Origin of the sequence: Rhizobium pantanalense, from assembly GCF_030182525.1 — a bacterium.
Lineage (GTDB): Bacteria > Pseudomonadota > Alphaproteobacteria > Rhizobiales > Rhizobiaceae > Rhizobium.
On record NZ_JAQJCH010000003.1, the window covers coordinates 296231 to 317494 of the forward strand.

Consider the following 21264-nt stretch of genomic DNA (forward strand, 5'->3'; position numbering starts at 1 on the left):
GATGGTCATCCGGTGGCGGCCTCGATGAGCAGCCATTGCGCCAACCGCTCCGCCTCCGGGTTCGCGGCGGCCGGCGGCAGCAGCCAATAACCTCGCTCCGGCGCCTCTAGCATGGGACCCGCCGTCACCAGCGTGCGTGCTGCGAGCAGGGAATCGACAAGGCCTATCCAGCCGATGGCAACGCCCTGCTCGCTGAGCGCTGCCTGCACAACCAGCGAATAGGTGTTGAAGCGCAGATCGCCGCGGCCGGCATAGGCGTCGCGGGCAATGCCGAAGGCAGAAAGATAGCTTTCCCAGTCGAACCAGGGCGACGGGATCTCCGTATCGAGATGGACGAGCGTGGTGCCTGCGAGCTGAGAGGGATCGGTGAACGGGCCGTGGCGCTCCGCGAAACCCCTGGTGCAGATCGGCACGACCTTTTCCGGCAGAAGCAAGGTGGCGGCAGGACCGAATTCGCTGCGCGTGCCGAAGAAGACGGCGATATCGCCACTTTCCGGCGCGCCACGATCCAGCCGCTGTGTGGCGACGATCTGGATATCCACTTCCGGGTGAAGCAACCGGAACGCATGCATGCGCGGAATGAGCCACAGCGCGGAAAAAGCATAATCCGTGCGCAGGCGAACGGATGGCCGTTCCGCCTCGGCGCGGAAACTGCGCACCAGATGGTCGACGCTGCCGACGGATTTTTCGACGATCTCGAACAGGCGCTGCCCTTCCGGCGAGAGCGCGACGCCGCGATGCTGGCGGCGAAACAGGGGCACGCCCATCTGCTCCTCGATGCGGCGGATCTGGTAGCTGACGGCCGGTTGCGTCAGGCCAAGCGCCGCAGCCGCCGCAGAGAGGCTGCCGGAACGGCCCACTTCCAGGAATATCCGCAGCCAGCCAAGATCGACGAGACGTGCAACCATAAAATTTCCTTTTGGCATCTATCGAAAAATGCCTGCTTCACAGCGGGAACTCTAGTGATGTTCAATAAAATAATCCAATAACAAGAGGGAACCATCGTCATGTGCATCTCTGCAATGGGACGACTCGCCGCCGGCGCTCTTCTTTCCGTCCTTTCCCTGGCAGGCATCGCCCGGGCCGACGGCGACAGCTGCAAGACGATCCACCTTTCGGACCCCGGCTGGACCGATATCACCTCGACAAATGGCGTGACCGGCGTGCTGCTGACCGCCCTTGGCTATGAACCCGACATCAAGACGCTTTCCGTGCCGATCGGTTATCAGGCGATGAAGACGGGCGAGATCGATGTCTTCCTCGGCAACTGGATGCCAGCGCAGAAGGCCTTCGTGGACGATCTCAACAAGGCGAAAGCGGCTGAGGTGCTGAACCGCAATCTTGAAGGCGCCAAGTTCACGTTGGCGGTGCCCACCTATGTTGCCGACATGGGCATCAAGGACTTTTCCGACCTACAGAAGCATGCCGACGATTTCGGCCGCAAGATCTACGGCATTGAGCCGGGCGCACCGGCCAATGCCAATATCCAGAAAATGATCGACGCCAATGATTTCGGTCTGAAAGGTTGGGAACTGGTGGAATCGAGCGAGCAGGCGATGCTGTCGCAAGTAGAGCGCGCCTCGAAGGACAAGCAGGCGATCGTCTTCCTCGCCTGGGCGCCGCATCCGATGAACGAGCGCTTCAAGATTGCCTATCTTTCCGGTGGCGATGCCTATTTCGGCGCGAATTACGGCGGCGCCGAGGTCTACACGCTGGCGCGCACCGGCTGGTCGGCGCAATGCCCGAACGCCGCCAAGCTCTTCCATAACCTAACTTTCGACATCGACATGGAGAATTCGCTGATGGGATCGATCCTCGGCGGCGAGAGCGCCAAGGACGCGGCCACTGCCTGGCTGAAGGCGCATCCGGACGCCTTGACGCCCTGGCTTTCCGGCGTCACCACTATCGACGGCAAGCCTGGCCTCAAGGCCGTCAAAGCCGCCATCGGCCTCTGACCCGCAAGAAAGACATCCGCATGTCCCGCCCGAATATTCTCATCCTCATGGTCGATCAGTTCAACGGGACGTTCTTTCCCGACGGCCCGGCCGAGTTCCTGCATGCGCCGGTCCTGAAGGCTCTGGCGAAGCGTTCCGTGCGCTTTGCCAACAGCTATACGGCAAGCCCGCTCTGCGCGCCGGCACGCGCCTCCTTCATGTCCGGGCAGCTGCCGAGCCGCACGCGCGTCTATGACAACGCCGCCGAATTCTGCTCGGACATTCCGACTTTCGCCCACCACCTGCGCGCCGCCGGCTATCAGACGGCGCTCTCCGGCAAGATGCATTTCGTCGGCCCGGACCAGATGCACGGCTTCGAGGAGCGGCTGACCACAGACATCTACCCCGCCGATTTCGGCTGGACGCCGGATTATACAAAGCCCGGCGAGCGCATCGACTGGTGGTATCACAATCTCGGTTCGGTCACCGGAGCCGGTGTCGCCGAGATCACCAACCAGATGGAATATGACGACGAGGTTGCCTATCACGCGACCCGCAAGCTCTACGATCTCTCCCGGCGCCAAGACGAAAGGCCCTGGTGCCTGACCGTCAGCTTCACGCATCCGCACGACCCCTATGTCGCGCGCCGGCGCTTCTGGGATCTCTATGAGGATTGCCCGGCGCTCGACCCGCAAGTCGGCGAAATTCCCTTCGAGCAACAAGACCCGCATTCGCAGCGGCTGATGAAGGCCTGCGACCACACCGCCTTCGACATCACGCCGGAGCAGATCCGCCGGGCACGCCGCGGCTATTTCGCCAACATCTCCTATGTCGACGAGAAGATCGGCGAGATATTGGACACGCTCGAGCGCGGCCGCATGGCCGACAACACCATCATCCTCTTCGTCTCCGACCACGGCGACATGCTCGGCGAGCGCGGCCTTTGGTTCAAGATGAACTTCTTCGAGGGCTCGGCCCGCGTGCCGCTGATGATCGCAGCTCCTGGCTGGCAACCGAAGCTTATCGACCAGCCCGCGTCGACGCTCGACGTGACGCCGACGCTCGCCGCCCTTGCCGGGATCGACATCGCATCGCTACGACGCTGGACCGACGGCGAGGATCTGACCCCGCTGGCTCTTGGAACCGGAGGCCGCAGTCCCGTGCCGATGGAATATGCCGCGGAAGGCTCGGAAGCGCCGCTGGTGGCCTTACGCGACGGCAATTACAAGCTGACCCTTTGCGAGAAGGACCCACCCATGCTCTTCGACCTCAGGGAGGATCCGAAAGAGCTGACCAATCTGGCCGGCAACCCGGCCTATGCAGAGACGCTGAATACACTGACGGCGCAGGCCATGGCGCGCTGGAACCTCGCGAGCTTTGATGCTGCCGTGCGTGAAAGCCAGGCACGGCGATGGGTTGTCTACACGGCGCTTCGCAACGGCGCCTATTATCCCTGGGACTATCAGCCGCTGCAGAAGGCATCGGAGCGCTACATGCGCAACCATATGGATCTGAACGTGCTAGAGGAAAATCAGCGCTATCCACGCGGCGAATAGGGCAACGGATTTCGTGGTCCATCGCCGGCATGATCTTATTCAAAAAGCGCTAGGCACTTTTGAATCATGCTTTACGCCTTCTGGCAGTAATGCGCCGTCTCGCCGTCGCCGGTCTGGAAGTCTCCGGACTGCGGCGGCGCGATCGGTTTGAACAGGGTGCGATCGGGCTTCAGGTCGAGTAGCGGCGTACCATCAAGACAATCGAGCCCGCGCACCAATAGCACGGCACCCTCGATAGCCTCCAATTTGACGATAGAGGTGCCGATGGGATTGGGCCGAACGGGCGAGCGCAGCGAAAAAGTACCGTGCGCCTTGCCACTATTGGCGGGGCTTTGCAGCACGAGATCGCGGCGAGACCGATCCAGCCAATAAAGAACCTCCAGCCGCTCGAAGACTTCGACGCCCTTCAACGCGGCCACCCAGGGCTCGAAGATCTCGATCCGGCAGACCGGGCCGTCATGGCGACCCTGACGCGGCGTTTCCATGCGCGATGTCCAGGGTGTCGAAATGCGGCCGATGAAGGTAAGGCCGGCATCCGAGGCTGCGGGCGGCTCGACAGCCACTTCGTTTTCGCGAATTTCGTTCTCCCGGACCATGAACGCCTTCCTTATCAGAGTGGTTACTTCATGCCCTTCAGCAATGCCGCCAGCTGATCGTCGGTCAGATCGACCTGGTAGAACAGCTTGTAGAATTCCTTTACATCCTCGGAAAAATCGCTGCGGAAGAGCTTCGGATAGAGCAACTTCTCTATCCAGCGCACGCCGAGCAGCCGGTTGACGCCGGGCGGCGAATCGAACCAGCCGAAAGGCAGAGACGGCGGCACGAAGATCTTGCCGTCCTTGACGGCCTTGATCCCAGCCCATTGCGGATCGCTTTTCACCGAAGCGGCGAAAGCCGGGCTCTCGGCGATGATGATATCCGGGTTCCAGCCGACGACCTGCTGTACGGTCACCTTGGCAAGTCCACCCTTGCCGGCAGCGGCAGCGACATTCATCGTGCCGACGGCATCGAGGATTTCCAGATTGATCGAGCCGGAAAGCCCGGTTTCCAAGCCATCGGCACCACGGCCGTAATAGACGCGCGGGCGCGGGTCGTTCGGCAATGTCGCGAGCTTTTCGTTCAGGTCCTTGATCGCCGTATCGGCGTAATCGGCCAGCTTGTTGGCACGGTCCTCGACACCGATCAGTGCGCCGACATCACGCAGCGTATCTGCGGTGCGGGCGAAGCTGCCGTCGATAAGGACATAGGGAATATGCGTGTCGGACTGTACCTTGTCAGCCAGAGCCTTGTAGGTCGGATCGACCGTGCCGGCATCGAGGATGATATCAGGCTTGGCGTCGATGACCGCCTGCGAACTGATTGCGCCATCCTTGCCGGTCAAACGGCCAACTGTCGGCAGCGACCGCACCGACGGCATCAGATAGGCCTTGGCGGCATCATCCGGCGCATGAACCCAACCCACCAGTTTTTCGGGCGCCAGCACGTAGACCAAAGCGGTTGCCGGCGGCCCGGCCACCAGAATGCGGTTGATTTTATCAGGCACGGACACCGTGCGTCCGGCCGCATCGGCAATGATTCGCGCCTCGGCTGCGACTGGCATCAGGCCGACAACGGCCAGAGCAAGAACCGCAAGAAATTTCATCATGAAAGCTGCTCGTTCCGATCGAGGGGACCTCGGGGCGGCACTATGGCATAGCGCTATATCGGATGGAACATCGCGATGACACTATTCCAAAATGAAACGCATCCGAACCGATCATGTCAGCTTGAGGCTTGATTGGCAGGCTCTCATTACATCGCATGTAATTGAGCGCAGCGTTTGCTGTGGAGTATCCAAGGACCATCTTCTTGCAGGAAGAGCTTTTCAGCCCTTCAACGAAAGAGAGCCTTTGCCCGGCATGGCGTCGATGGCCACGACATCATTCCAAGGCAGGCTCAGGAGAAATCCATGACGACCATGTCATTCACCAAAAAAGAAGCCCCGCAATGGCTGCTCGCCTTCTGGCGCGAAATCGACGACAAGACCTTCGGCGAAGGCTTTGATTGCCTTGCGGAAGACGCCACATGCAATCTCGGCATCGCCGACTGGAAGGGGCGCGAAACCATTCGCCGGAACTTGCGCGCGCTCATCGACACCGGTTTCACGGCATTGCATGATGTCACCGAATATTGGGACGCCGGATCGTTGAAGGTGTTCCGCGGAACCGTGACCATGACCCCCAATGACCACACCCAAGCGGTGGTCAAACCGGTTATGACGCACTTTTTCTACATGGATGAGGCAGACCCGACGAAAGTGCGCCATTGGTACGGCTCGGTCGGGCCGGTCGCTTTCTCATAACAACTGAAGCTGCCGGGGCTGCCCATACGGCCCCGCCACACCAAACGAACGAAGCGAGGTTTTACAGAATGAGTTCCCTTCGCGCCGAACCGAGATTGTCGAACGAGTTGGGACCGCAGCTGCGCGCATGGCGCGACACGCGCGGCAAGAGCCAGCTCGAGCTTTCGCTCGACACCGGCATCTCGCAGCGCCAGATCAGCTTTATCGAAAGCGGCAGGAGCACGCCTGGTCGCCAGAATGTGTTGCGTCTCGCCGATGCCCTGGACGTGCCGTTCCGCGAGCGCAACACGCTGTTGCTCGCCGCCGGCTATGCGCCGATCTATTCCGAAGGAAGCTTCGATGATCAGGAGATGCAGGGCGTCACCAATGCGCTGAAACGCATGCTGCGTCAGCACGAGCCATTCCCAGCCGTCGTGATGGATCGCTACTGGAATGTACTGATGTCCAACGATGCAACGCTTCGCTTCTTCGGCCACTTCACCGATATGGCCGCACGTCCGAAACCGCGCAATCTCTTGCATCTCATGTTCGACCCCTCGGGCATGCGGCCTTTCATTGCGGATTGGGAGAAGACTGCGGAAAGCCTTATGGGGCGTGTTTTCCGCGAGTCCGTCGGCCGCGTCATCGACGTACGGACGAATGCGCTTATCGATAGCCTGCTCGCCTATCCAGATGTGAATGCCGAATGGCAGACATCGCCGGCGATCGAGAATGCGCCGCTGATTCCTTTGTCCTTCGTGAAGGACGGGCAAGTTCTAAGATTTTTCTCACTGGTGACGACGGTTGGAACCGCGCAGATGATTACGACGCAGGAGCTGCGGGTCGAATGCATGTTTCCGCTGGATGACGTCACCGAGGCGCGCTACGCGGAGCTGATAAATACAGCAGCGCGATAGTAGCATTATGAGCCACAGGGCGGTTGCCTGTGGCTGCAATGTCCCCGATATCAGGCCGCCTTGACGGCGTGATATTCCTTGATCGCGACCATCTTGATAGCCGGATAACGTTCTGCTTCATAACGCAGCGAGAAGCCGTCCTGCGCGAGGAAGACCGGATCGCCATCGAGATCGCGGGCGATATCGCCGCGGCGTGCCGTGACGAACTTTTCGAGATCGGCGGGTTGGTCGGCCGAGATCCAGCGGCACACCGAGAAGCGCGACATTTCGAAGGAAACCGGCAGGCCGTATTCGGCCATCAGCCGCTCCTTCAGCACGTCGAGCTGCAGGGCGCCGACGACGCCGACGATAGCGGGCGAACCGTCTTCCGGCGAGAAGAGCTGCACGACGCCTTCTTCGGCCATCTGCTGCAGCGCTTCCTTGAGCTTCTTCGCCTTCATCGCATCTTCAAGGCGAACGCGGCGCAGGATTTCCGGCGAGAAGTTCGGCACGCCCTGGAAGACCAGGGATTCGCCTTCCGTCAGCGTATCACCGATGCGCAGCGTGCCATGGTTCGGAATACCGACGACATCGCCGGCATAGGCGGTATCGGCGAGCTGGCGCTGCGAGGCGAAGAAGAACTGCGGCGCGGTGAGGCCGAGCTGCTTGCCGGTACGCGACAGCCGGGCCTTCATGCCGCGCTCCAGCTTGCCGGAGCAGATGCGGGCGAAAGCGATACGGTCGCGATGGTTCGGGTCCATGTTGGCCTGGATCTTGAAGACGAAGGCCGTCATCTTGTCGTCGGTGGCGTGAACCGTCCTGATATCGGCGACCTGATCGCGCGGCGGCGGCGCGAATGCGCCGAGCGCGTTGATGAGGTCGCGAACACCGAAGTTGCGCAGCGCCGAGCCGAAGAAGACCGGCGTCATGTGACCTTCGAGGAAGGAGTCCCGGTCGAAGGGGCGGCAGGCTTCAATTGCCAGTTCCGTCTCGTCGATAAAGGCCTGGCGCTCGTTTTCCGGCAGCCGGTCGGCGACCGCCTGCGGACCATTTACCTTGGTCGCCTCGACCTCGGTATCGGAACCGCGCACCGTATTGTCAGCCAGATGGTAGGAGCCGCAGAAAGTCTTGGAGCGGCCGATCGGCCAGGTGACCGGAGCCGTATCCAGCGCCAGCTTCTCTTCGACTTCATCGAGGATTTCGAAGGGATCGCGGCTTTCGCGGTCCATCTTGTTGATGAAGGTGATGATCGGGATGTCGCGCATGCGGCAGACTTCGAACAGCTTCAGCGTTCGCGGCTCGATACCCTTGGCGGCGTCGATGACCATGACGGCGGCATCGACGGCCGTCAGCGTACGATAGGTGTCGTCGGCGAAGTCTTCGTGACCGGGCGTATCGAGGATGTTGAAGACGTTGCCTTCATACTCGAAGGTCATGACGGAGGTCACGACCGAGATACCGCGCTCGCGCTCGATCTTCATCCAGTCGGAGCGCGTCTGCATGCGATCCTTCTTCGCCTTGACTTCGCCGGCAAGCTGAATGGCGCCGCCGAACAGCAGCAGCTTTTCGGTGAGCGTCGTCTTGCCCGCGTCCGGGTGAGCGATAATAGCGAATGTGCGGCGGCGGGAGACCGCCTCGGCGAGACTTTCGGCCATGCGTATGAATCCTGTGAATTGCGGCCGTATCTAGCGACTCAAAGCCCCAAATGCAATTGACCTCCGGCTTTCGAACGCAAACTATTGCCGCATGACCATTCACACCGATATCACTCCGACCCTGAACCTCATCCGCCTGCCGCATGGGGAGGGTCTGGAACTGCCCGCCTACGAAACCAAGGGCGCGGCCGGTATGGACCTACGCGCTGCCATCGACGACGGTGCGACGCTGACGATCGCACCGTGGACTCGGGTTCTCGTTCCAACGGGCTTTGTTTTCGAAGTTCCTGAAGGCTTCGAGGCGCAGATCCGCCCGCGTTCAGGGCTTGCCTTCAAGCATGGGATTACCTGCCTGAACTCGCCCGGCACGGTTGACAGCGACTATCGCGGCGAAGTGAAGGTGCTGCTGGCCAACCTCAGCGAAGAGCCGTTCGAGATCACCCGCGGCATGCGCATCGCGCAGATGGTCATAGCGCCAGTCATGCAGGTGCGTATCGCCGAGATTGCGGAGATCAGCGAAACCACGCGCGGCGCAGGCGGGTTCGGGTCGACCGGCGTGTGATGTCGGAGAGTACCCAGACGCATGGCCTGACATTACGACAGGACTATTTCGGCGATCCAGCTGCGTGGAAGGGTCTTGTCGGCCTGCTTGAAGATACGTTCTCCATCGACGTCAGCATTCAGGATCGATTGGGCGGCCCCGATCCCACAAGCATGCCGTTTGGCTATTTCGATGCCGATGGCCGTTGCATCGCCAATTTCACCGCCTTCTCCATGCCGCTGATCGTCAACGGCCGTGCCGTCAGGGCGGCGGGATATCAGTCCGGCGCGGTGCGGCCGGAATGGCGCGGGCGCGGCCTCTATCGCGACCTCATGCAGCGCGCCTTTGCCCACACTGCGGCGGAGGGCTACGAACTCGATCTCCTGCTCACCGACAAGCCTGCGCTTTATGAGCGTTACGGCTTTCGCATTCTGCCGCAGCATGTCTTCGTTGCAGGAATGCCGAAGCTTGAAAAAGCCGGCTCGACTGCCCGGCAACTCTCTATTGAAGTGCCTGACGATCTCCGCCTGATCAAGACGCTGTTGCAAAACCGGCAGTCTGTCTCCGCCCAATTTTCCGTTGTCAGGCAGATGGAGATGTTTCTGCTGAATGCCTCCTTCAACTCCGCGATTCGCCTGACGGCGCTTGGGGATGAAGTGGTCATCGCATGGACGTTTGACGGCGCGACTCTCTGGCTTCTCGATGTCGTGTCAATGGCGATCCCTTCGCTGGCGACCATCGTCTCCGCGCTTGATATCGAACCCGATCGCATCGAGATCTGCTTTTCTCCGGATCGGCTGGATTGCCAGGTATCGCTGCAGCTCTACGAGGGTTACACGAGGCTGATGGCGCGCGGCAAAGCGGCAGACGATATTGCCGGGCCGCTCATGCTCTCGCCCATGGCGGAATTTTAGTGGGAAAGCGGCGGCAGCCGGCGCTTGACCGGTGTCGCCTTTATCATCGATGTGTTCGTCTCCGCCCTCTCGGTGATCCTGTCCAGGATGCCGTCGAGCTCGCTCATTGACCGCACCACTAGACGCCCGATGAAGCAATCGTCGCCGGTCACCTTGTCGCATTCGATGAACTCCGGCGTCTCCTGAATGATGCGCTCGACGACATGCAGCTGGCCAGGCAGAGGCCGGATGCGGACGATCGCCTGCAGGGGATAGCCGATTGCTTCCGGCGCGATATCGACGGTGAAGGCCGAGATGATGCCGCGCTCCTCCAGCCGCCGCAGCCGCTCCGCCGCACTCGGCGAAGACAGGCTGGCCGCTTCCGCCAGCTCCTTCAGCGATATGCGGGCATTGCGCGCCAGCGCCTCCAGCATCCGCTGATCGATCTCATCCAGACCCAGGCTCGCGTTAGGAACACCCATAATAAGACCTCATTTATTTAGGTCGTTCAGCATTTTTGCCTTACTAAATCTATATCACCACCTCCGGTACCGCAATATGATTGGTGCAGATAGATGGGAGCAAAGGCAATGAACGAGATTAAACGCGGCACGGTGGAAATGACGGCGGCGATGCTGATTTCAGGCACGATCGGCTGGTTCGTGCTGATGTCTGGGCAGCCCGTGACCGGCGTCGTCTTCTGGCGCTGCTTCTTCGGCGCGCTGACGCTGCTCGTCATCTGCGGGGCCATGGGCCTGCTCCGCCCCGGCATCCTCAATCTGAAGACATTTTCCATCGCCGTCGGTGGCGGGATCGCCATCGTACTCAACTGGCTGCTGCTTTTCGCGGCCTATTCCCACGCCTCCATTTCCATCGCCACGACCGTCTACAACACACAGCCCTTCATGCTGCTGGGTCTCGGCGCGTTGTTCCTCGGCGAACGGATCACCTTCACCAAGCTCTTCTGGCTGGGTCTCGCCTTTGTCGGCATGGCCGTGATCGTCGAAGGCAAGCCGGCGGAGGCAGCAGGTGGCGGAAGCTACGCAATCGGTATCCTGTTTTCGCTGGGCGCGGCCTTTTTCTATGCGCTGGCAGCGATCGCCGCCAAATGGTTGAAGGGCACGCCGCCGCACCTGATCGCGCTCATTCAGGTTTCGACCGGTATCCTGATGCTGGCACCCTTTACCAATTTCTCGGCCGCACCCCAGGATGTCGGGGGATGGTCGATCCTCGTTACCATGGGCATCGTGCATACCGGGTTGATGTATGTGCTGCTCTATGGCGCCATCCAGAAGCTGCCGACGCACCTGACCGGCGCGCTCTCCTTCGTCTATCCGATCGCCGCCATCTTGGTAGATCGCTTCGCCTTCGGCCATGTGCTCAGCATCGCGCAAATCCTCGGCGCGATCATCATCCTCGCGGCTGCGGCCGGCATGAATCTGGGATGGACGATCCCCCTGCCCTGGAATAGAAATCACCATCTTTCCAAGGGGGCTGCCGAATGATCACCTGCTATCTTCGCTACGTCATCGACCCTTATAAGCTTGCCCAGTTCGAACATTACGCCAAGCTCTGGATTCCGCTGGTCAACCGGATGGGCGGCACGCATCACGGCTATTTCATGCCGCATGAAGGCGCCAATAACATCGCCTTGGCGCTCTTCAGCTTTCCGAGCCTGGCCGCCTATGAGGAATATCGGCTCAAAATACCCGAGGATGCGGAATGCCAGGCCGCGCTTGCCTATGGCGAGGAAACGCGCTGCATCATCAGCTACGAGCGCAGCTTCATGCGGCCGGTATTCTGAGGTTATTTAGCCGGATTCGGGCAGATATCGGAGCGACCATCGAGGCCTTCGGCCATCTTCTCGAAGGTCGCGCCTGATCCGGCCTTAGCCCCGCCGATGCGCAGCACGTAGAGGCTGTCGAAATCCTTGCCATGCCATTTCGGCACCTCTTCTTCATCGCCACCATTCTCGCTCATCAGTTGGCGGGCGAGATCGACGATCTGCTTATGCTCCCAGGCGACGAAGATCAGCTTGCCGGCATAGGCAGGCTTCTTCAGCTCGGCTTTCAGATCATCGATATCCTCATAGCCGAAACTGGTATCGACAGGCATTCCAAGGGCGATCGCCGTCGGCTCGATAGTCGCGAGCGGCCGGATATAATCGTAGGAAGCACCGGAATCTTCCTTTCGTTTCGATGGATCAGGCGCAAAGATCGCCGACGGCTTGCCGAAGAGTTTTGTCAGCACTGGTGGCAAAGCCAGCGCCCGGTTGAGGCCCTGACAGCTCAATTGGCCAAGACCCGCTTCGGGCTTTTCGCCATGGCGCATGAAGACGATCGTCTGCGTACCCGTCTCCGCCGCCGCAGCAGCGCTCCAGAACGATGCGAGTGCCAGAAGGCTGGCGGCAAGTGGCGGCAAAACGCTCCGCATCAACGCTGCGCCTCGAAAGCCATGCGCACGGCGAGCCCAGCCAGCACCGTGCCCATCAGCCAGCGTTGCACCAGCATGAAGGACGGGCGGCTTGAGAAGAACAGCGCGACGGAGCCGGCCGTCAGCGCGAAGATGGAGTTGAGCGTCAGGCTGACGGCAATATGGGTAAAGCCGAAAATGACGGATTGGCTGAAGACGCTGCCGTTAGCGGGATCAATGAACTGCGGCAGCAGTGAAAGATAGAGGACCGCGACCTTCGGGTTCAGCAGGCTGGTCACCAGACCCATAGCGAAGAGTTTACGCGGCCCATCTTTTGGAAGATCGCGGACCTGAAAGGCGGAACGGCCACCCGGCTTCAAGGCATTCCAGGCAAGCCAGGCGAGATAGGCCGCGCCGACGAGACGCAGCGCGTCATAGGCAAAGGGCACGGCGAACAGGAAGGCCGTAATGCCGAGCGCGGCCGAAAGCATATAGAAGACGAAGCCGAGTGCCACGCCGCCGAGCGAGATCAGTCCCGCCGCCGGCCCCTGCGAGATCGATCGCGACACCAGATAAATCATGTTCGGCCCGGGCGTCACCACCATTCCGACGGCGATCAGGGCAAAGGTGATGATACTGGTCAGATGCGGCATGGAGGCTCCGGCGGGAAAGGGCTTCAGAAGGAGATTTCGGTGGATGCGACCAGCTTGATTTCATGCGGCCCGGCATCGAAGCCGTCAAGCAGCATATTGTGATGGGTGACAATCTCTTCGAAGCTCAGCCGACCCATATCCGCAGTCGTGTGGCCGTCCGATATCAGCGAGATGTCAAAGCCGAGCGAAACGGCGCGCCGCAAGGTCGTATCGACGCAGAACTGCGTCATGCAGCCGCCGACGATGAGATGAGTGACGCCGCGCGCTCGTAGCTTCGCCTCCAGATCCGTCTCGAAGAAGGAATCACAGCTCGTCTTATGCACGACGACATCGCCGGCTTCCGGCGCGATTTCCCGGCGCAGCTGCCAACCTTCGCTGCGTTTTGCCAGGCGATGCCCTGGCGTGCCATCATGCTGGATGATGAAGGCCGGAATGCCGGCGGCACGCGCCTTGTGCTTCAGCGCCGCCAGCCTGGTGACAACCCCCTCCAATGCGGCATCTATCACGGGCTGACGCTCCGGCGTGGCAAGGCCGGTCAGGATGGAGTTCTGAAGATCGATCAGGAGCAATGCGGAAGACATGGTATCCTTGTGCAAAGCAGTTGCGACGCGCCGTTAATGCCTTGGTAATATGTTCGCAGCATCGGCGCAATCGCTTGAAAACGCAAAGGTGGTGCGATAGAGCAGACACCATCAGAGGAGGAAATGGCCTTGACGCTCGCATCCCTGCTCGCCTATTGCGGCGCGCCCTTCGTCGCGGCGGCCATTCCCGGTCCAGGCATCACGGCAATCGTGGCGCGCGCCCTCGGCTCGGGCTTTCGCAGACCTTCTTCATGGGTCTCGGCCTTGTGCTCGGCGACACGATTTACCTGACGGCCGTCATCCTCGGGCTTGCCTTCGTGGCGCAGACCTTCACCGAGGTCTTCATCGTTATCAAGATCGCCGGTGCGCTTTATCTCGGCTATATCGCCTGGAAGCTCTGGACAGCAGGCCTGCTTGCGGCCGACATCGCCGCGAAGAAATCGAACAGCGCCGGCATGTCCTTCCTCTCCGGCCTGCTTGTCACGCTCGGCAACCCCAAGACCATGCTTTTCTATGTTGCGCTGGTGCCGACCCTGATCGATATCGGCAGCATCGGGCTGCGCGAATATGCGACGCTGGTGGCGGCAACTTTCATCGTCCTTCTGATCGTTCTGGTGCCCTATATGCTGCTGGCGTCGCGGGCGCGCACCTTTCTCAAGAAGCCGAGGGCGCTGCAGATCCTGAACCGGGTCGCCGCCAGCATCCTCGCCACCACCGCCGCCTTCATCGCCGCGCGCGCCGCCTGAAAAAAACATTCCCAAAGAAGGCAGTTGGAGGATTCTTTTCTCACGCGCTTCATGCAGGGAACGGGTGCGCACTCTGGTTTCCGCGCGCATTTGATCCTATTGTCGTTGCATAATCCAATATAGGGAGAGCTACCCATGTCCGACACCCGCAAACCCGGCCGCGGCCGCGTCTATGCCTCGATCACCGAGACCATTGGCGATACGCCGCTCGTCCGCCTCGACAAGCTGGCGAAGGAGAAGGGCGTCAAGGCCAACATCCTGGCAAAGCTCGAGTTCTTCAATCCGATCGCTTCCGTCAAGGACCGTATCGGCGTCGCCATGATCGAGAGCCTGGAAGCCCAGGGCAAGATCGCTCCCGGCCGGTCCGTGCTGATCGAGCCAACCTCGGGCAACACGGGCATTGCGCTCGCCTTTGCGGCCGCCGCCAAGGGTTATCGCCTTATCCTCACCATGCCAGAGACCATGTCGATCGAGCGCCGCAAGATGCTGGCGCTGCTCGGCGCCGAGCTGGTGCTGACCGAGGGGCCGAAGGGCATGAAGGGCGCGATCGCCAAGGCGGAAGAGCTGGCCGCCTCGCTGCCGGATGCGATCATTCCGCAGCAGTTCGAAAATCCCGCCAATCCCGAAATTCATCGCAAAACGACGGCCGAGGAAATCTGGAACGACACCGAAGGCAAGGTCGATATCTTCGTTTCCGGTATCGGCACCGGCGGTACGATCACCGGTGTCGGCCAGGTGCTGAAGGCCCGCAAGCCCGACATCAAGGTCATCGCCGTCGAGCCGGCGGATTCGCCGGTTCTGTCCGGCGGCAATCCCGGCCCCCACAAGATTCAGGGCATCGGCGCCGGCTTCGCGCCGAAGGTTCTCGATACGCATGTCTATGACGAGGTAGTCACCGTCAGCAATGACGAGGCGTTTCAGCAAGCCCGGCTCGTCGCCAAGCTCGAAGGCGTGCCGGTCGGTATTTCCTCCGGCGCGGCGCTCACGGCGGCTATCAAGATCGGCCAGCGTCCCGAAAACGAAGGCAAGACCATCGTCGTTGTCATACCGTCCTTCGCCGAGCGCTACCTTTCGACGGCGCTATTCGAGGGTCTTGGAGGCTGAACCAACGGCAGCAACTAATTGGGAAAGGGGTGCTGCGGCGCCCCTTTTTTCATTTAGGCAGGCTGGAGACGATCGGGTGCAGCAGAGTCTCGAATTGTCAGGCGTGCGCGGTCAGCCGCTCTCCGGCGATGCGATAGGAGATGGCTTCGGCAAGGTGGATGCGTCCGACGGTCGATTTGTCGTCGAGATCGGCAAGTGTTCGTGCGACCTTGAGAATGCGATGATAGCCGCGGGCGGAGAATTTCATCTTCTCGGCCGCGTCGCGCAGCAATTGCAGGCCGGCGGCATCCGGTTCGGCGATGGTTTCGATCATCGCGGTCGAGCAGCGGGCGTTGGTGCTGACATCCTTCATGCCGGCTCGTTCGAAGCGCTCCCGCTGCCGTTCGCGGGCACGGGCGACGCGGAGCGCGACATCGGCACTGCTTTCCGAGGCTGTCGGCCGGATCAGGTCGGCGGCGGAGACCGCCGGCACGTCGATGCGGATATCGATACGATCGAGCAACGGTCCGGAAATACGGCCCTGATAATCGGAAGCGCAGCGCGGCCCGCGGGCGCAGGTGTGACCCGGCTCTCCGGCCATGCCGCAGCGGCAGGGGTTCATCGCCGCCACGAGCTGGATGCCGGCCGGATAGGAGACACGGTGGTTCGCTCTGGCGATGATGCATTCGCCGGTTTCCAGCGGTTGGCGCAGCGCATCGAGCGCCTGCGGGGAAAACTCCGGTAGTTCGTCAAGGAACAGAATGCCGTGGTGGGCGAGCGACACTTCGCCTGGCCGAGCGCGAAAGCCGCCACCGACGAGCGCCGCCATAGTGGCGGAATGATGCGGCGCGCGATAAGGCCGCCGGTCCGAGAGCTTGCCGCCGGAAAGCTGACCGGCGATCGAATGGATCATCGACACTTCCAGCAGTTCATTCGTCGACAAGGGCGGCAGGATCGACGGCAGGCGCGAGGCGAGCATCGACTTGCCGGAGCCGGGAGGCCCGACGAAAAGCAGATTATGGCCGCCGGCGGCCGCCACTTCCAGGGCGCGCTTGGCGCTTTCCTGGCCCTTGATATCGGCGAGGTCAGGCAGATTGGCGGCACCGGCGCGAACGGATGGCTCCGGCCGCGACAGGACCTGCGTGCCGCGAAAGTGGTTGGCGAGCGCGATCAGGCTGCGCGGCGCCAGAATATCGATCTCCTTGCCGGCCCAGGCCGCTTCCGGTCCGCTTTCGGCCGGGCAGATCAGCCCCTTGCCCATGGCATTGGCGGCGATCGCGGCGGGAAGCGCACCGGCAACGGGCGCGATCGTACCGTCGAGATTGAGTTCGCCGATGACGGTGTAGGACGACAGGGCATCGGCGGGGATCGCGCCGAGCGCCGCCATCAGGCCGAGCGCGATCGCAAGATCGAAGTGGCTGCCCTCCTTGGGCAGGTCCGCCGGCGCGAGATTGACGGTGACCTTCTTCGGCGGCAAAGCAAGGCCGGAGGCGTGCAGCGCCGCCTGAACCCGTTCCCGGCTCTCGGCCACCGCCTTGTCCGGCAGACCGACGATATGCATCAGCACCTTGCCCGGCGCGATCATCACCTGCACTTCGACGGGTACGCCCTCAATGCCCTGAAACGCCACCGTACTGACGCGCGCCACCATACCCTATCCCCTGTCACCGAAGCCGTTTGCCGTACGTGCCCCGATCAGCAAACTTCGGGTTGCAATCTGACACAAGACAAGGAATGAAACAAGAACAATAAACGAACAAAAAATTCACCCCCAACATGTCGAAATCATCGATATGTTGGGGGTGAATAGATCATTCAACTGAAAGCGTGGCGGGAACTGCCGATCAGGCTCGCTTGGCTTCGATCGCATCCCAGAGCAGGCTGGCGATATCGGCGCCGCCGAAGCGCTTGACTTCCCGGATGCCGGTCGGCGACGTCACGTTGATCTCGGTCATATAGTCGCCGATGACGTCGATGCCGACGAGCAGGAAGCCGCGCTCCTTCAGGGCCGGTCCAATGCGCTCGCAGATTTCCTTCTCGCGCGCCGTCAGCTCGGTCGCTTCGGCGCGACCGCCGACATGCATGTTGGAGCGGGCGTCATGCTCGGCCGGCACGCGGTTGATCGCGCCGACAGCCTCGCCATCGACGAGGATGATGCGCTTGTCGCCCTTGCGCACGTCGGGCAGATATTGCTGGGCGATGAAGGGTTCGCGGAAGAGCTGACCGAACATTTCGAGGAGAGACGAGAGATTGCGGTCGTCACGCGTCGAGTGGAAGACGCCGGCGCCGCCATTGCCGTAAAGCGGCTTCAGGATGATGTCGCCCATCTCATCGCGGAAACGACGGATTTCAGCCGGATCGCGGGTGATCAGTGTCTTCGGCATGAGATCGGCGAATTCGGTGACGAAGATCTTTTCCGGCGAATTGCGCACCCAGGCCGGATCGTTGACGACGAGCGTCTTCGGGTGGATGCGCTCGAGCAGATGCGTCGAGGTGATATAGGCCATGTCGAAGGGCGGGTCCTGGCGCAGCAGCACCACGTCCATGGTGGAGAGATCGACGCGCTCGGGTTCGCCGAGCTCGAAGTGATCGCCCTTGACATCGCGCAGGATCATCGGCTCGACGGAGGCATAGATCTTGCCGTCGCGCATGCTCAGCCGCTCCGGCGTATAGTGGAAGAGCTTGTAGCCCCGGTTCTGCGCCTCGAGGCTCATGGCGAAGGTGGAGTCACCCGCAATGTTGATGCTTTTCACATGGTCCATCTGGACCGCAACATTCTTGATACCAGCCATAGTCAACCCTCGCTCGAATTTGCGGACAGATGTAGGTCGGCCCGCATGCAAACGCAACGGCTATTCAATGGCTTCTTTCAAGTGGCCCGCTTAGGCAGCAAGGCCTTGTGCGCCGCCCTGACGGACGAAGTTGCGCAGGCGATAAGCCATGGTCAGAGGCTTCGGGAACGGCTTGCGCAGAAAGGCAACCTTGCGCAGATAGCGATCGATGCGCCATGTCGCCCAAGTGCCGCCGGCAAAATAAGCGACATCGCCGGCGCTGAGCGTCCGCTCGACGCCGTCTTCCGTGGTGATATGCACCTCGCCTTCGAGGATCATCACCGTTTCGTCCCAGCCGAAATACCAGCGGAACTCGCCAGCGGTGCAATCCCACAGCGCCGTCATTGCGGCATCGTCCTGCCCGCGCGAGTGCTCGGCGATGCGGGCAACCGGATTACCGGACAAAACCCAGGAGGGTTCGATCGGCGACGGCTTCATTTCCATTTCGTTGCTGGCGCCTGCCACAAAGCTCTTCGACTGTGGCATCGCGAGGACGATCGGCGCGGCACGGGTGGCAAAGGCCGCCATGCTCGCCAACATCAGTTTCAAGACCATGCAATCCCCCAAAATTCCATGTGCGTCTGTGATCTCATCGCATGGAACGGGTAAGGGCAAAGTTCATGAAACCGAGCGCATTTTAACGATTGCAGCGATCAGGCGGAGAAACCTTCGATTGTGCAGACGACCATGTCGTGGTCGGAGAGCGGCTTGCCTTCTCCGTTGAGGGAGGAAACAAGATGGCTTTCGCCGATCTTCAAGCCGCGGGTGATGAACCAGTCGAGCTTCATGGCGCGATCAGGGAAACGCGTGATCAGGCTCGGGCGCGTGCTCGTCTGATCGAGCGGTCCGCCATGGCACTCGAAGCCTCGGCCTTCGGCCATGGCGAAGAGCGTATCGGTCGTATAATCGCCGCCGGTGTGATTGCCGGTGTTGAGATCGCCGCCGATCAGGATCGGCAGGCCCGGCGCTAAAGCTTCAACGGCATCGATCAAAGCCGCCAACTGCCGCTCGCGATAGGCAGCGGTCGCAACACTTTCGAGGTGAATCGAAACGGCCACCATGGGGCCAGCCTCGGTCTCGACGACGGCGCCAACGGCACAGCGGTCGCCTATGCGCGGCTGCTCGTTGCTGTCGTTGAACCAGACAGCCTCGCCGGGCAGGCGGATCATGAAAGCATCCTTCAGGGCGACGGAGGCCATCAATGCGTTGCCATGAAAGCCCTTCTCGTTGAAATCGTCGCGGCAGTAGGAGCGCTCGATTTCCGAGCCAAGACTGAGTTCGAGAAACTCGACGCCATAGGCATGCTTCATGCCGAGCTCACCGGCGATGATCGCGGTCGGATCGCGCTGCTCTATGCGGGCCATGCCCAGATCCATTTCCGACAGCAGGATCAGCGGCGCAGCGGTTTCCCGCAGCTTGGCCGCACTTTCCTCGGGAAACAGGCAGCGCTCGAGATTCCAGGCAGCGACCGTAAATGGAAAGGACAGAGCCTCGATCTTGGCATCCGCCCCGCCTATGCGCACAGCATTCATGCAGGCAAGCGATGCAAGTTTTTCCGCATGGATGGCCGCGGTCTTTTCGAGTGAAATAAAACTCTTACGCTCTTCCTGCGAGGGAACGGTGAATACGGAAACGGTGTTGCGGATCATAGTGAAGCCTGTCGAAATAGCATTGTGAGCGCGGCGGAAGTCGCGAACGCTTATCCGTCCGGCAATAGGCTGATTTTGTGACGGTCCTGTAACGCCGTGTTCAAAACGCATCCGGAAAATGCTGCGGCCAGCGGCCGGGTAGCATGGCGACGATGTCATAGCGTTGCGATAGGCGGGCAAAATCGGGCTGTCGGGCGAGCCACAGGTCGCTCGCAGCACGGATGCGATTTTGCGACGAGAAGGAAACAGCATCGATCGCCTCCTGCGCCCCTCGCCTCGATTTGACCTCGACGAAGATAGCGAGATTGCCCTTGCGGGCGACGATATCGATCTCACCAAGCTTGGTGCGGTGGCGGATCGCCAGGATGCGATAGCCTTTGAGCATCAGGAAGGCGGCGGCGAGATATTCGGCCACATGGCCACGACGCCAGGCTTTTTGCCGCTTCAGCTTCTCGCCAGACCCGGACTTCGTATCAGCCATGGCGCTCCTTCATGTCGAGCAGGCGCTGGTAAAGCTCCTTGCGCGGCAAGCCGGTCAAGCGCGCAGCCTCCGTTGCCGCCTTGGCGGTCGGCATCGTCCCTGAGAGATCGGCGAGAATGGCATCGACATCGGCCTCCGCCGCAACGCTTTCAGTTGGCGGCCCGGCGAGCCAGACGATCTCGCCCTTCACGTTCTCAACGACATCATAGAATGCGGCGAGTTCGGAGAGCGTGCCGCGACGGAATTCCTCGAAGGTTTTCGTCAGCTCGCGGCAGACCGCGCCGGCACGCTCGCCCCCCAGCACATCGGCAGCGGCGGCAAGGGTCGCGGCGATGCGATGCGGCGATCCAAAGAAAATGAGGGTCGCGGGTATGCCGGCAAGCTCGGCCAGCCGATCACGCCGGCCCTTGTCCTTGGCGGGCAGGAAACCGGCAAAGAAGAAGGCATCGTTCGGCAGGCCGGAACCGACAAGCGCCGCCAGCGGCGCGGAGGCGCCTGGAATGGGAACGACCTTATAGCCCGCTTCGATCGCCTGCACTGCAAGACGGTAACCAGGATCGGAGACGAGCGGCGTGCCGGCATCGGAGACCAGCGCCACCGATCGGCCGGCTTCCAGAGCTTGTAGCAGCCGGGGGCCTGCCTCATCGGCATTGTATTCGTGATAGGCATAGGGCTTGTTCTGGATGCCGTAGCGATCGAGCAGGACGCGCGTCACGCGCGTATCCTCGCAGGCGAGCACATCGGCACCAGCCAACGTCTCCAGCGCCCGCAAGGTGATATCGCCGAGATTGCCAATCGGCGTCGCTACGAGATAGAGCGCCGGTTCAAGAGGGCGGGCCGGGATCTGATTGTTATGCAGACGGAAACTGCGCGCTCCGCTGCCTGATTGGTCTTCGTTCATGCCGGTCCTGAATTCGCTTCGTATTCACAGCCTTTATGGGCGAGGCGCGCACGGACGGCAAGGGCGGTGCAATTCCTGTGGAGCATTGCCGTCGAAATGGCGAATTGGCGCTGGGCAAATCATCTATGCCTC

The 21264-nt window shown here is 61.2% G+C and carries 23 protein-coding genes and 1 pseudogene; 10 read left to right on the top strand and 14 right to left on the bottom strand.

The window, feature by feature from the left end; translation table 11 throughout:
- Positions 1 to 5: 5 nt before the first annotated feature.
- Positions 6 to 908 carry a choline sulfate utilization transcriptional regulator gene (locus PH558_RS10865; protein ID WP_285204144.1) on the bottom strand — a complete coding sequence of 301 codons (903 nt, stop codon included), beginning with the start codon at positions 906 to 908 and terminating at the stop codon, positions 6 to 8.
- 99 nt (positions 909 to 1007) lie between these two features.
- Between PH558_RS10865 and PH558_RS10870 the strand changes: the two genes are divergently transcribed.
- Both PH558_RS10870 and betC read left to right on the top strand, forming a co-directional pair.
- A complete protein-coding gene (locus PH558_RS10870) occupies positions 1008 to 1955 on the top strand; it encodes a choline ABC transporter substrate-binding protein (protein ID WP_285204145.1) in 948 nt (315 codons plus the stop codon).
- Between the two features lie 20 nt (positions 1956 to 1975).
- The gene (gene betC / locus PH558_RS10875; protein ID WP_285204146.1) at positions 1976 to 3490 is read left to right on the top strand and encodes a choline-sulfatase; all 1515 of its coding nucleotides are present in this window, start codon (positions 1976 to 1978) and stop codon (positions 3488 to 3490) included.
- 71 nt (positions 3491 to 3561) lie between these two features.
- On the opposite strand, the gene tsaA is transcribed toward betC, so the two are convergent.
- Together tsaA and PH558_RS10885 are read right to left on the bottom strand one after the other, a co-directional pair.
- Complete coding sequence (gene tsaA / locus PH558_RS10880) at positions 3562 to 4086, bottom strand: tRNA (N6-threonylcarbamoyladenosine(37)-N6)-methyltransferase TrmO (protein WP_285204147.1); 525 nt, start codon at positions 4084 to 4086, stop codon at positions 3562 to 3564.
- Between the two features lie 23 nt (positions 4087 to 4109).
- On the bottom strand, positions 4110 to 5135 hold the full coding sequence (locus PH558_RS10885) for an ABC transporter substrate-binding protein (protein WP_285204148.1): 1026 nt from the start codon (positions 5133 to 5135) through the stop codon (positions 4110 to 4112).
- Positions 5136 to 5438: 303 nt separating this feature from the next.
- Between PH558_RS10885 and PH558_RS10890 the strand changes: the two genes are divergently transcribed.
- Both PH558_RS10890 and PH558_RS10895 read left to right on the top strand, forming a co-directional pair.
- Complete coding sequence (locus PH558_RS10890) at positions 5439 to 5831, top strand: nuclear transport factor 2 family protein (protein WP_285204152.1); 393 nt, start codon at positions 5439 to 5441, stop codon at positions 5829 to 5831.
- Positions 5832 to 5899: 68 nt separating this feature from the next.
- Positions 5900 to 6727, top strand: coding sequence for a helix-turn-helix domain-containing protein (locus PH558_RS10895; protein ID WP_285204159.1), 828 nt, complete (start codon positions 5900 to 5902; stop codon positions 6725 to 6727).
- Positions 6728 to 6777: 50 nt separating this feature from the next.
- On the opposite strand, the gene PH558_RS10900 is transcribed toward PH558_RS10895, so the two are convergent.
- Positions 6778 to 8361 carry a peptide chain release factor 3 gene (locus tag PH558_RS10900; RefSeq protein WP_095433749.1) on the bottom strand — a complete coding sequence of 528 codons (1584 nt, stop codon included), beginning with the start codon at positions 8359 to 8361 and terminating at the stop codon, positions 6778 to 6780.
- 91 nt (positions 8362 to 8452) lie between these two features.
- Between PH558_RS10900 and dut the strand changes: the two genes are divergently transcribed.
- Positions 8453 to 8923, top strand: a complete 471-nt coding sequence (dut, locus tag PH558_RS10905) for a dUTP diphosphatase (protein WP_095433748.1) — start codon at positions 8453 to 8455, stop codon at positions 8921 to 8923.
- Complete coding sequence (locus tag PH558_RS10910; protein WP_113406782.1) at positions 8923 to 9816, top strand: GNAT family N-acetyltransferase; 894 nt, start codon at positions 8923 to 8925, stop codon at positions 9814 to 9816. The genes dut and PH558_RS10910 overlap by 1 nt, the downstream gene beginning before the upstream one ends.
- On the opposite strand, the gene PH558_RS10915 is transcribed toward PH558_RS10910, so the two are convergent.
- Entirely contained in the window at positions 9813 to 10277 is a 465-nt protein-coding gene (locus tag PH558_RS10915) for an Lrp/AsnC family transcriptional regulator (RefSeq protein WP_285204167.1), read from the bottom strand. The genes PH558_RS10910 and PH558_RS10915 overlap by 4 nt on opposite strands.
- A 108-nt stretch (positions 10278 to 10385) precedes the next feature.
- On the opposite strand from PH558_RS10915, the gene PH558_RS10920 reads away from it, so the two are divergent.
- Positions 10386 to 11300, top strand: coding sequence for a DMT family transporter (locus tag PH558_RS10920; protein ID WP_095433745.1), 915 nt, complete (start codon positions 10386 to 10388; stop codon positions 11298 to 11300).
- Complete coding sequence (locus PH558_RS10925) at positions 11297 to 11599, top strand: NIPSNAP family protein (protein ID WP_113231803.1); 303 nt, start codon at positions 11297 to 11299, stop codon at positions 11597 to 11599. The genes PH558_RS10920 and PH558_RS10925 overlap by 4 nt, the downstream gene beginning before the upstream one ends.
- Positions 11600 to 11601: 2 nt before the next feature.
- On the opposite strand, the gene PH558_RS10930 is transcribed toward PH558_RS10925, so the two are convergent.
- From PH558_RS10930 to PH558_RS10940, 3 genes are read right to left on the bottom strand one after another with little or no spacing between them, the layout of a single operon-like run.
- A complete protein-coding gene (locus PH558_RS10930; protein ID WP_095433744.1) occupies positions 11602 to 12228 on the bottom strand; it encodes a hypothetical protein in 627 nt (208 codons plus the stop codon).
- Entirely contained in the window at positions 12228 to 12860 is a 633-nt protein-coding gene (locus PH558_RS10935; protein ID WP_095433743.1) for a LysE family translocator, read from the bottom strand. Before PH558_RS10935 ends, PH558_RS10930 begins: the two co-directional genes overlap by 1 nt.
- A 23-nt stretch (positions 12861 to 12883) precedes the next feature.
- The gene (locus tag PH558_RS10940; RefSeq protein ID WP_285204172.1) at positions 12884 to 13441 is read right to left on the bottom strand and encodes a cysteine hydrolase family protein; all 558 of its coding nucleotides are present in this window, start codon (positions 13439 to 13441) and stop codon (positions 12884 to 12886) included.
- Positions 13442 to 13564: 123 nt separating this feature from the next.
- Here PH558_RS10940 and PH558_RS10945 point away from each other — a divergent pair.
- Positions 13565 to 14187, top strand: a pseudogene (locus PH558_RS10945) (LysE family translocator).
- 135 nt (positions 14188 to 14322) lie between these two features.
- Positions 14323 to 15291 carry a cysteine synthase A gene (gene cysK, locus PH558_RS10950; RefSeq protein WP_069611084.1) on the top strand — a complete coding sequence of 323 codons (969 nt, stop codon included), beginning with the start codon at positions 14323 to 14325 and terminating at the stop codon, positions 15289 to 15291.
- Between the two features lie 97 nt (positions 15292 to 15388).
- Here the strand turns inward: cysK and PH558_RS10955 are convergent, their stop codons facing one another.
- The 6 genes from PH558_RS10955 to rsmI form a co-directional block, all read right to left on the bottom strand.
- The gene (locus tag PH558_RS10955) at positions 15389 to 16921 is read right to left on the bottom strand and encodes a YifB family Mg chelatase-like AAA ATPase (protein WP_113406786.1); all 1533 of its coding nucleotides are present in this window, start codon (positions 16919 to 16921) and stop codon (positions 15389 to 15391) included.
- A 193-nt stretch (positions 16922 to 17114) separates the two neighbouring features.
- The gene (gshB, locus tag PH558_RS10960) at positions 17115 to 18062 is read right to left on the bottom strand and encodes a glutathione synthase (protein WP_095433740.1); all 948 of its coding nucleotides are present in this window, start codon (positions 18060 to 18062) and stop codon (positions 17115 to 17117) included.
- A gap of 90 nt (positions 18063 to 18152) precedes the next feature.
- Positions 18153 to 18656 (bottom strand): cupin domain-containing protein, encoded by a 504-nt coding sequence (locus tag PH558_RS10965; protein WP_095433739.1) that lies wholly within the window; start codon positions 18654 to 18656, stop codon positions 18153 to 18155.
- Positions 18657 to 18754: 98 nt separating this feature from the next.
- Entirely contained in the window at positions 18755 to 19750 is a 996-nt protein-coding gene (locus PH558_RS10970) for an endonuclease/exonuclease/phosphatase family protein (protein ID WP_285204177.1), read from the bottom strand.
- A gap of 100 nt (positions 19751 to 19850) precedes the next feature.
- A complete protein-coding gene (locus PH558_RS10975; RefSeq protein ID WP_285204179.1) occupies positions 19851 to 20231 on the bottom strand; it encodes a YraN family protein in 381 nt (126 codons plus the stop codon).
- Entirely contained in the window at positions 20224 to 21132 is a 909-nt protein-coding gene (gene rsmI, locus PH558_RS10980) for a 16S rRNA (cytidine(1402)-2'-O)-methyltransferase (RefSeq protein ID WP_285204181.1), read from the bottom strand. Before rsmI ends, PH558_RS10975 begins: the two co-directional genes overlap by 8 nt.
- Between the last annotated feature and the right edge of the window lie 132 nt (positions 21133 to 21264).

Bases quoted from the DNA above. Each gene is read 5' to 3' on its own strand.
- PH558_RS10865 (WP_285204144.1), bottom strand. From the start codon at position 908: ATGGTTGCACGTCTCGTCGATCTTGGCTGGCTGCGGATATTCCTGGAA.
- PH558_RS10870 (WP_285204145.1), top strand. From the start codon at position 1,008: ATGTGCATCTCTGCAATGGGACGACTCGCCGCCGGCGCTCTTCTTTCC.
- betC (WP_285204146.1), top strand. From the start codon at position 1,976: ATGTCCCGCCCGAATATTCTCATCCTCATGGTCGATCAGTTCAACGGG.
- tsaA (WP_285204147.1), bottom strand. From the start codon at position 4,086: ATGGTCCGGGAGAACGAAATTCGCGAAAACGAAGTGGCTGTCGAGCCG.
- PH558_RS10885 (WP_285204148.1), bottom strand. From the start codon at position 5,135: ATGATGAAATTTCTTGCGGTTCTTGCTCTGGCCGTTGTCGGCCTGATG.
- PH558_RS10890 (WP_285204152.1), top strand. From the start codon at position 5,439: ATGACGACCATGTCATTCACCAAAAAAGAAGCCCCGCAATGGCTGCTC.
- PH558_RS10895 (WP_285204159.1), top strand. From the start codon at position 5,900: ATGAGTTCCCTTCGCGCCGAACCGAGATTGTCGAACGAGTTGGGACCG.
- PH558_RS10900 (WP_095433749.1), bottom strand. From the start codon at position 8,361: ATGGCCGAAAGTCTCGCCGAGGCGGTCTCCCGCCGCCGCACATTCGCT.
- dut (WP_095433748.1), top strand. From the start codon at position 8,453: ATGACCATTCACACCGATATCACTCCGACCCTGAACCTCATCCGCCTG.
- PH558_RS10910 (WP_113406782.1), top strand. From the start codon at position 8,923: ATGTCGGAGAGTACCCAGACGCATGGCCTGACATTACGACAGGACTAT.
- PH558_RS10915 (WP_285204167.1), bottom strand. From the start codon at position 10,277: ATGGGTGTTCCTAACGCGAGCCTGGGTCTGGATGAGATCGATCAGCGG.
- PH558_RS10920 (WP_095433745.1), top strand. From the start codon at position 10,386: ATGAACGAGATTAAACGCGGCACGGTGGAAATGACGGCGGCGATGCTG.
- PH558_RS10925 (WP_113231803.1), top strand. From the start codon at position 11,297: ATGATCACCTGCTATCTTCGCTACGTCATCGACCCTTATAAGCTTGCC.
- PH558_RS10930 (WP_095433744.1), bottom strand. From the start codon at position 12,228: ATGCGGAGCGTTTTGCCGCCACTTGCCGCCAGCCTTCTGGCACTCGCA.
- PH558_RS10935 (WP_095433743.1), bottom strand. From the start codon at position 12,860: ATGCCGCATCTGACCAGTATCATCACCTTTGCCCTGATCGCCGTCGGA.
- PH558_RS10940 (WP_285204172.1), bottom strand. From the start codon at position 13,441: ATGTCTTCCGCATTGCTCCTGATCGATCTTCAGAACTCCATCCTGACC.
- cysK (WP_069611084.1), top strand. From the start codon at position 14,323: ATGTCCGACACCCGCAAACCCGGCCGCGGCCGCGTCTATGCCTCGATC.
- PH558_RS10955 (WP_113406786.1), bottom strand. From the start codon at position 16,921: ATGGTGGCGCGCGTCAGTACGGTGGCGTTTCAGGGCATTGAGGGCGTA.
- gshB (WP_095433740.1), bottom strand. From the start codon at position 18,062: ATGGCTGGTATCAAGAATGTTGCGGTCCAGATGGACCATGTGAAAAGC.
- PH558_RS10965 (WP_095433739.1), bottom strand. From the start codon at position 18,656: ATGGTCTTGAAACTGATGTTGGCGAGCATGGCGGCCTTTGCCACCCGT.
- PH558_RS10970 (WP_285204177.1), bottom strand. From the start codon at position 19,750: ATGATCCGCAACACCGTTTCCGTATTCACCGTTCCCTCGCAGGAAGAG.
- PH558_RS10975 (WP_285204179.1), bottom strand. From the start codon at position 20,231: ATGGCTGATACGAAGTCCGGGTCTGGCGAGAAGCTGAAGCGGCAAAAA.
- rsmI (WP_285204181.1), bottom strand. From the start codon at position 21,132: ATGAACGAAGACCAATCAGGCAGCGGAGCGCGCAGTTTCCGTCTGCAT.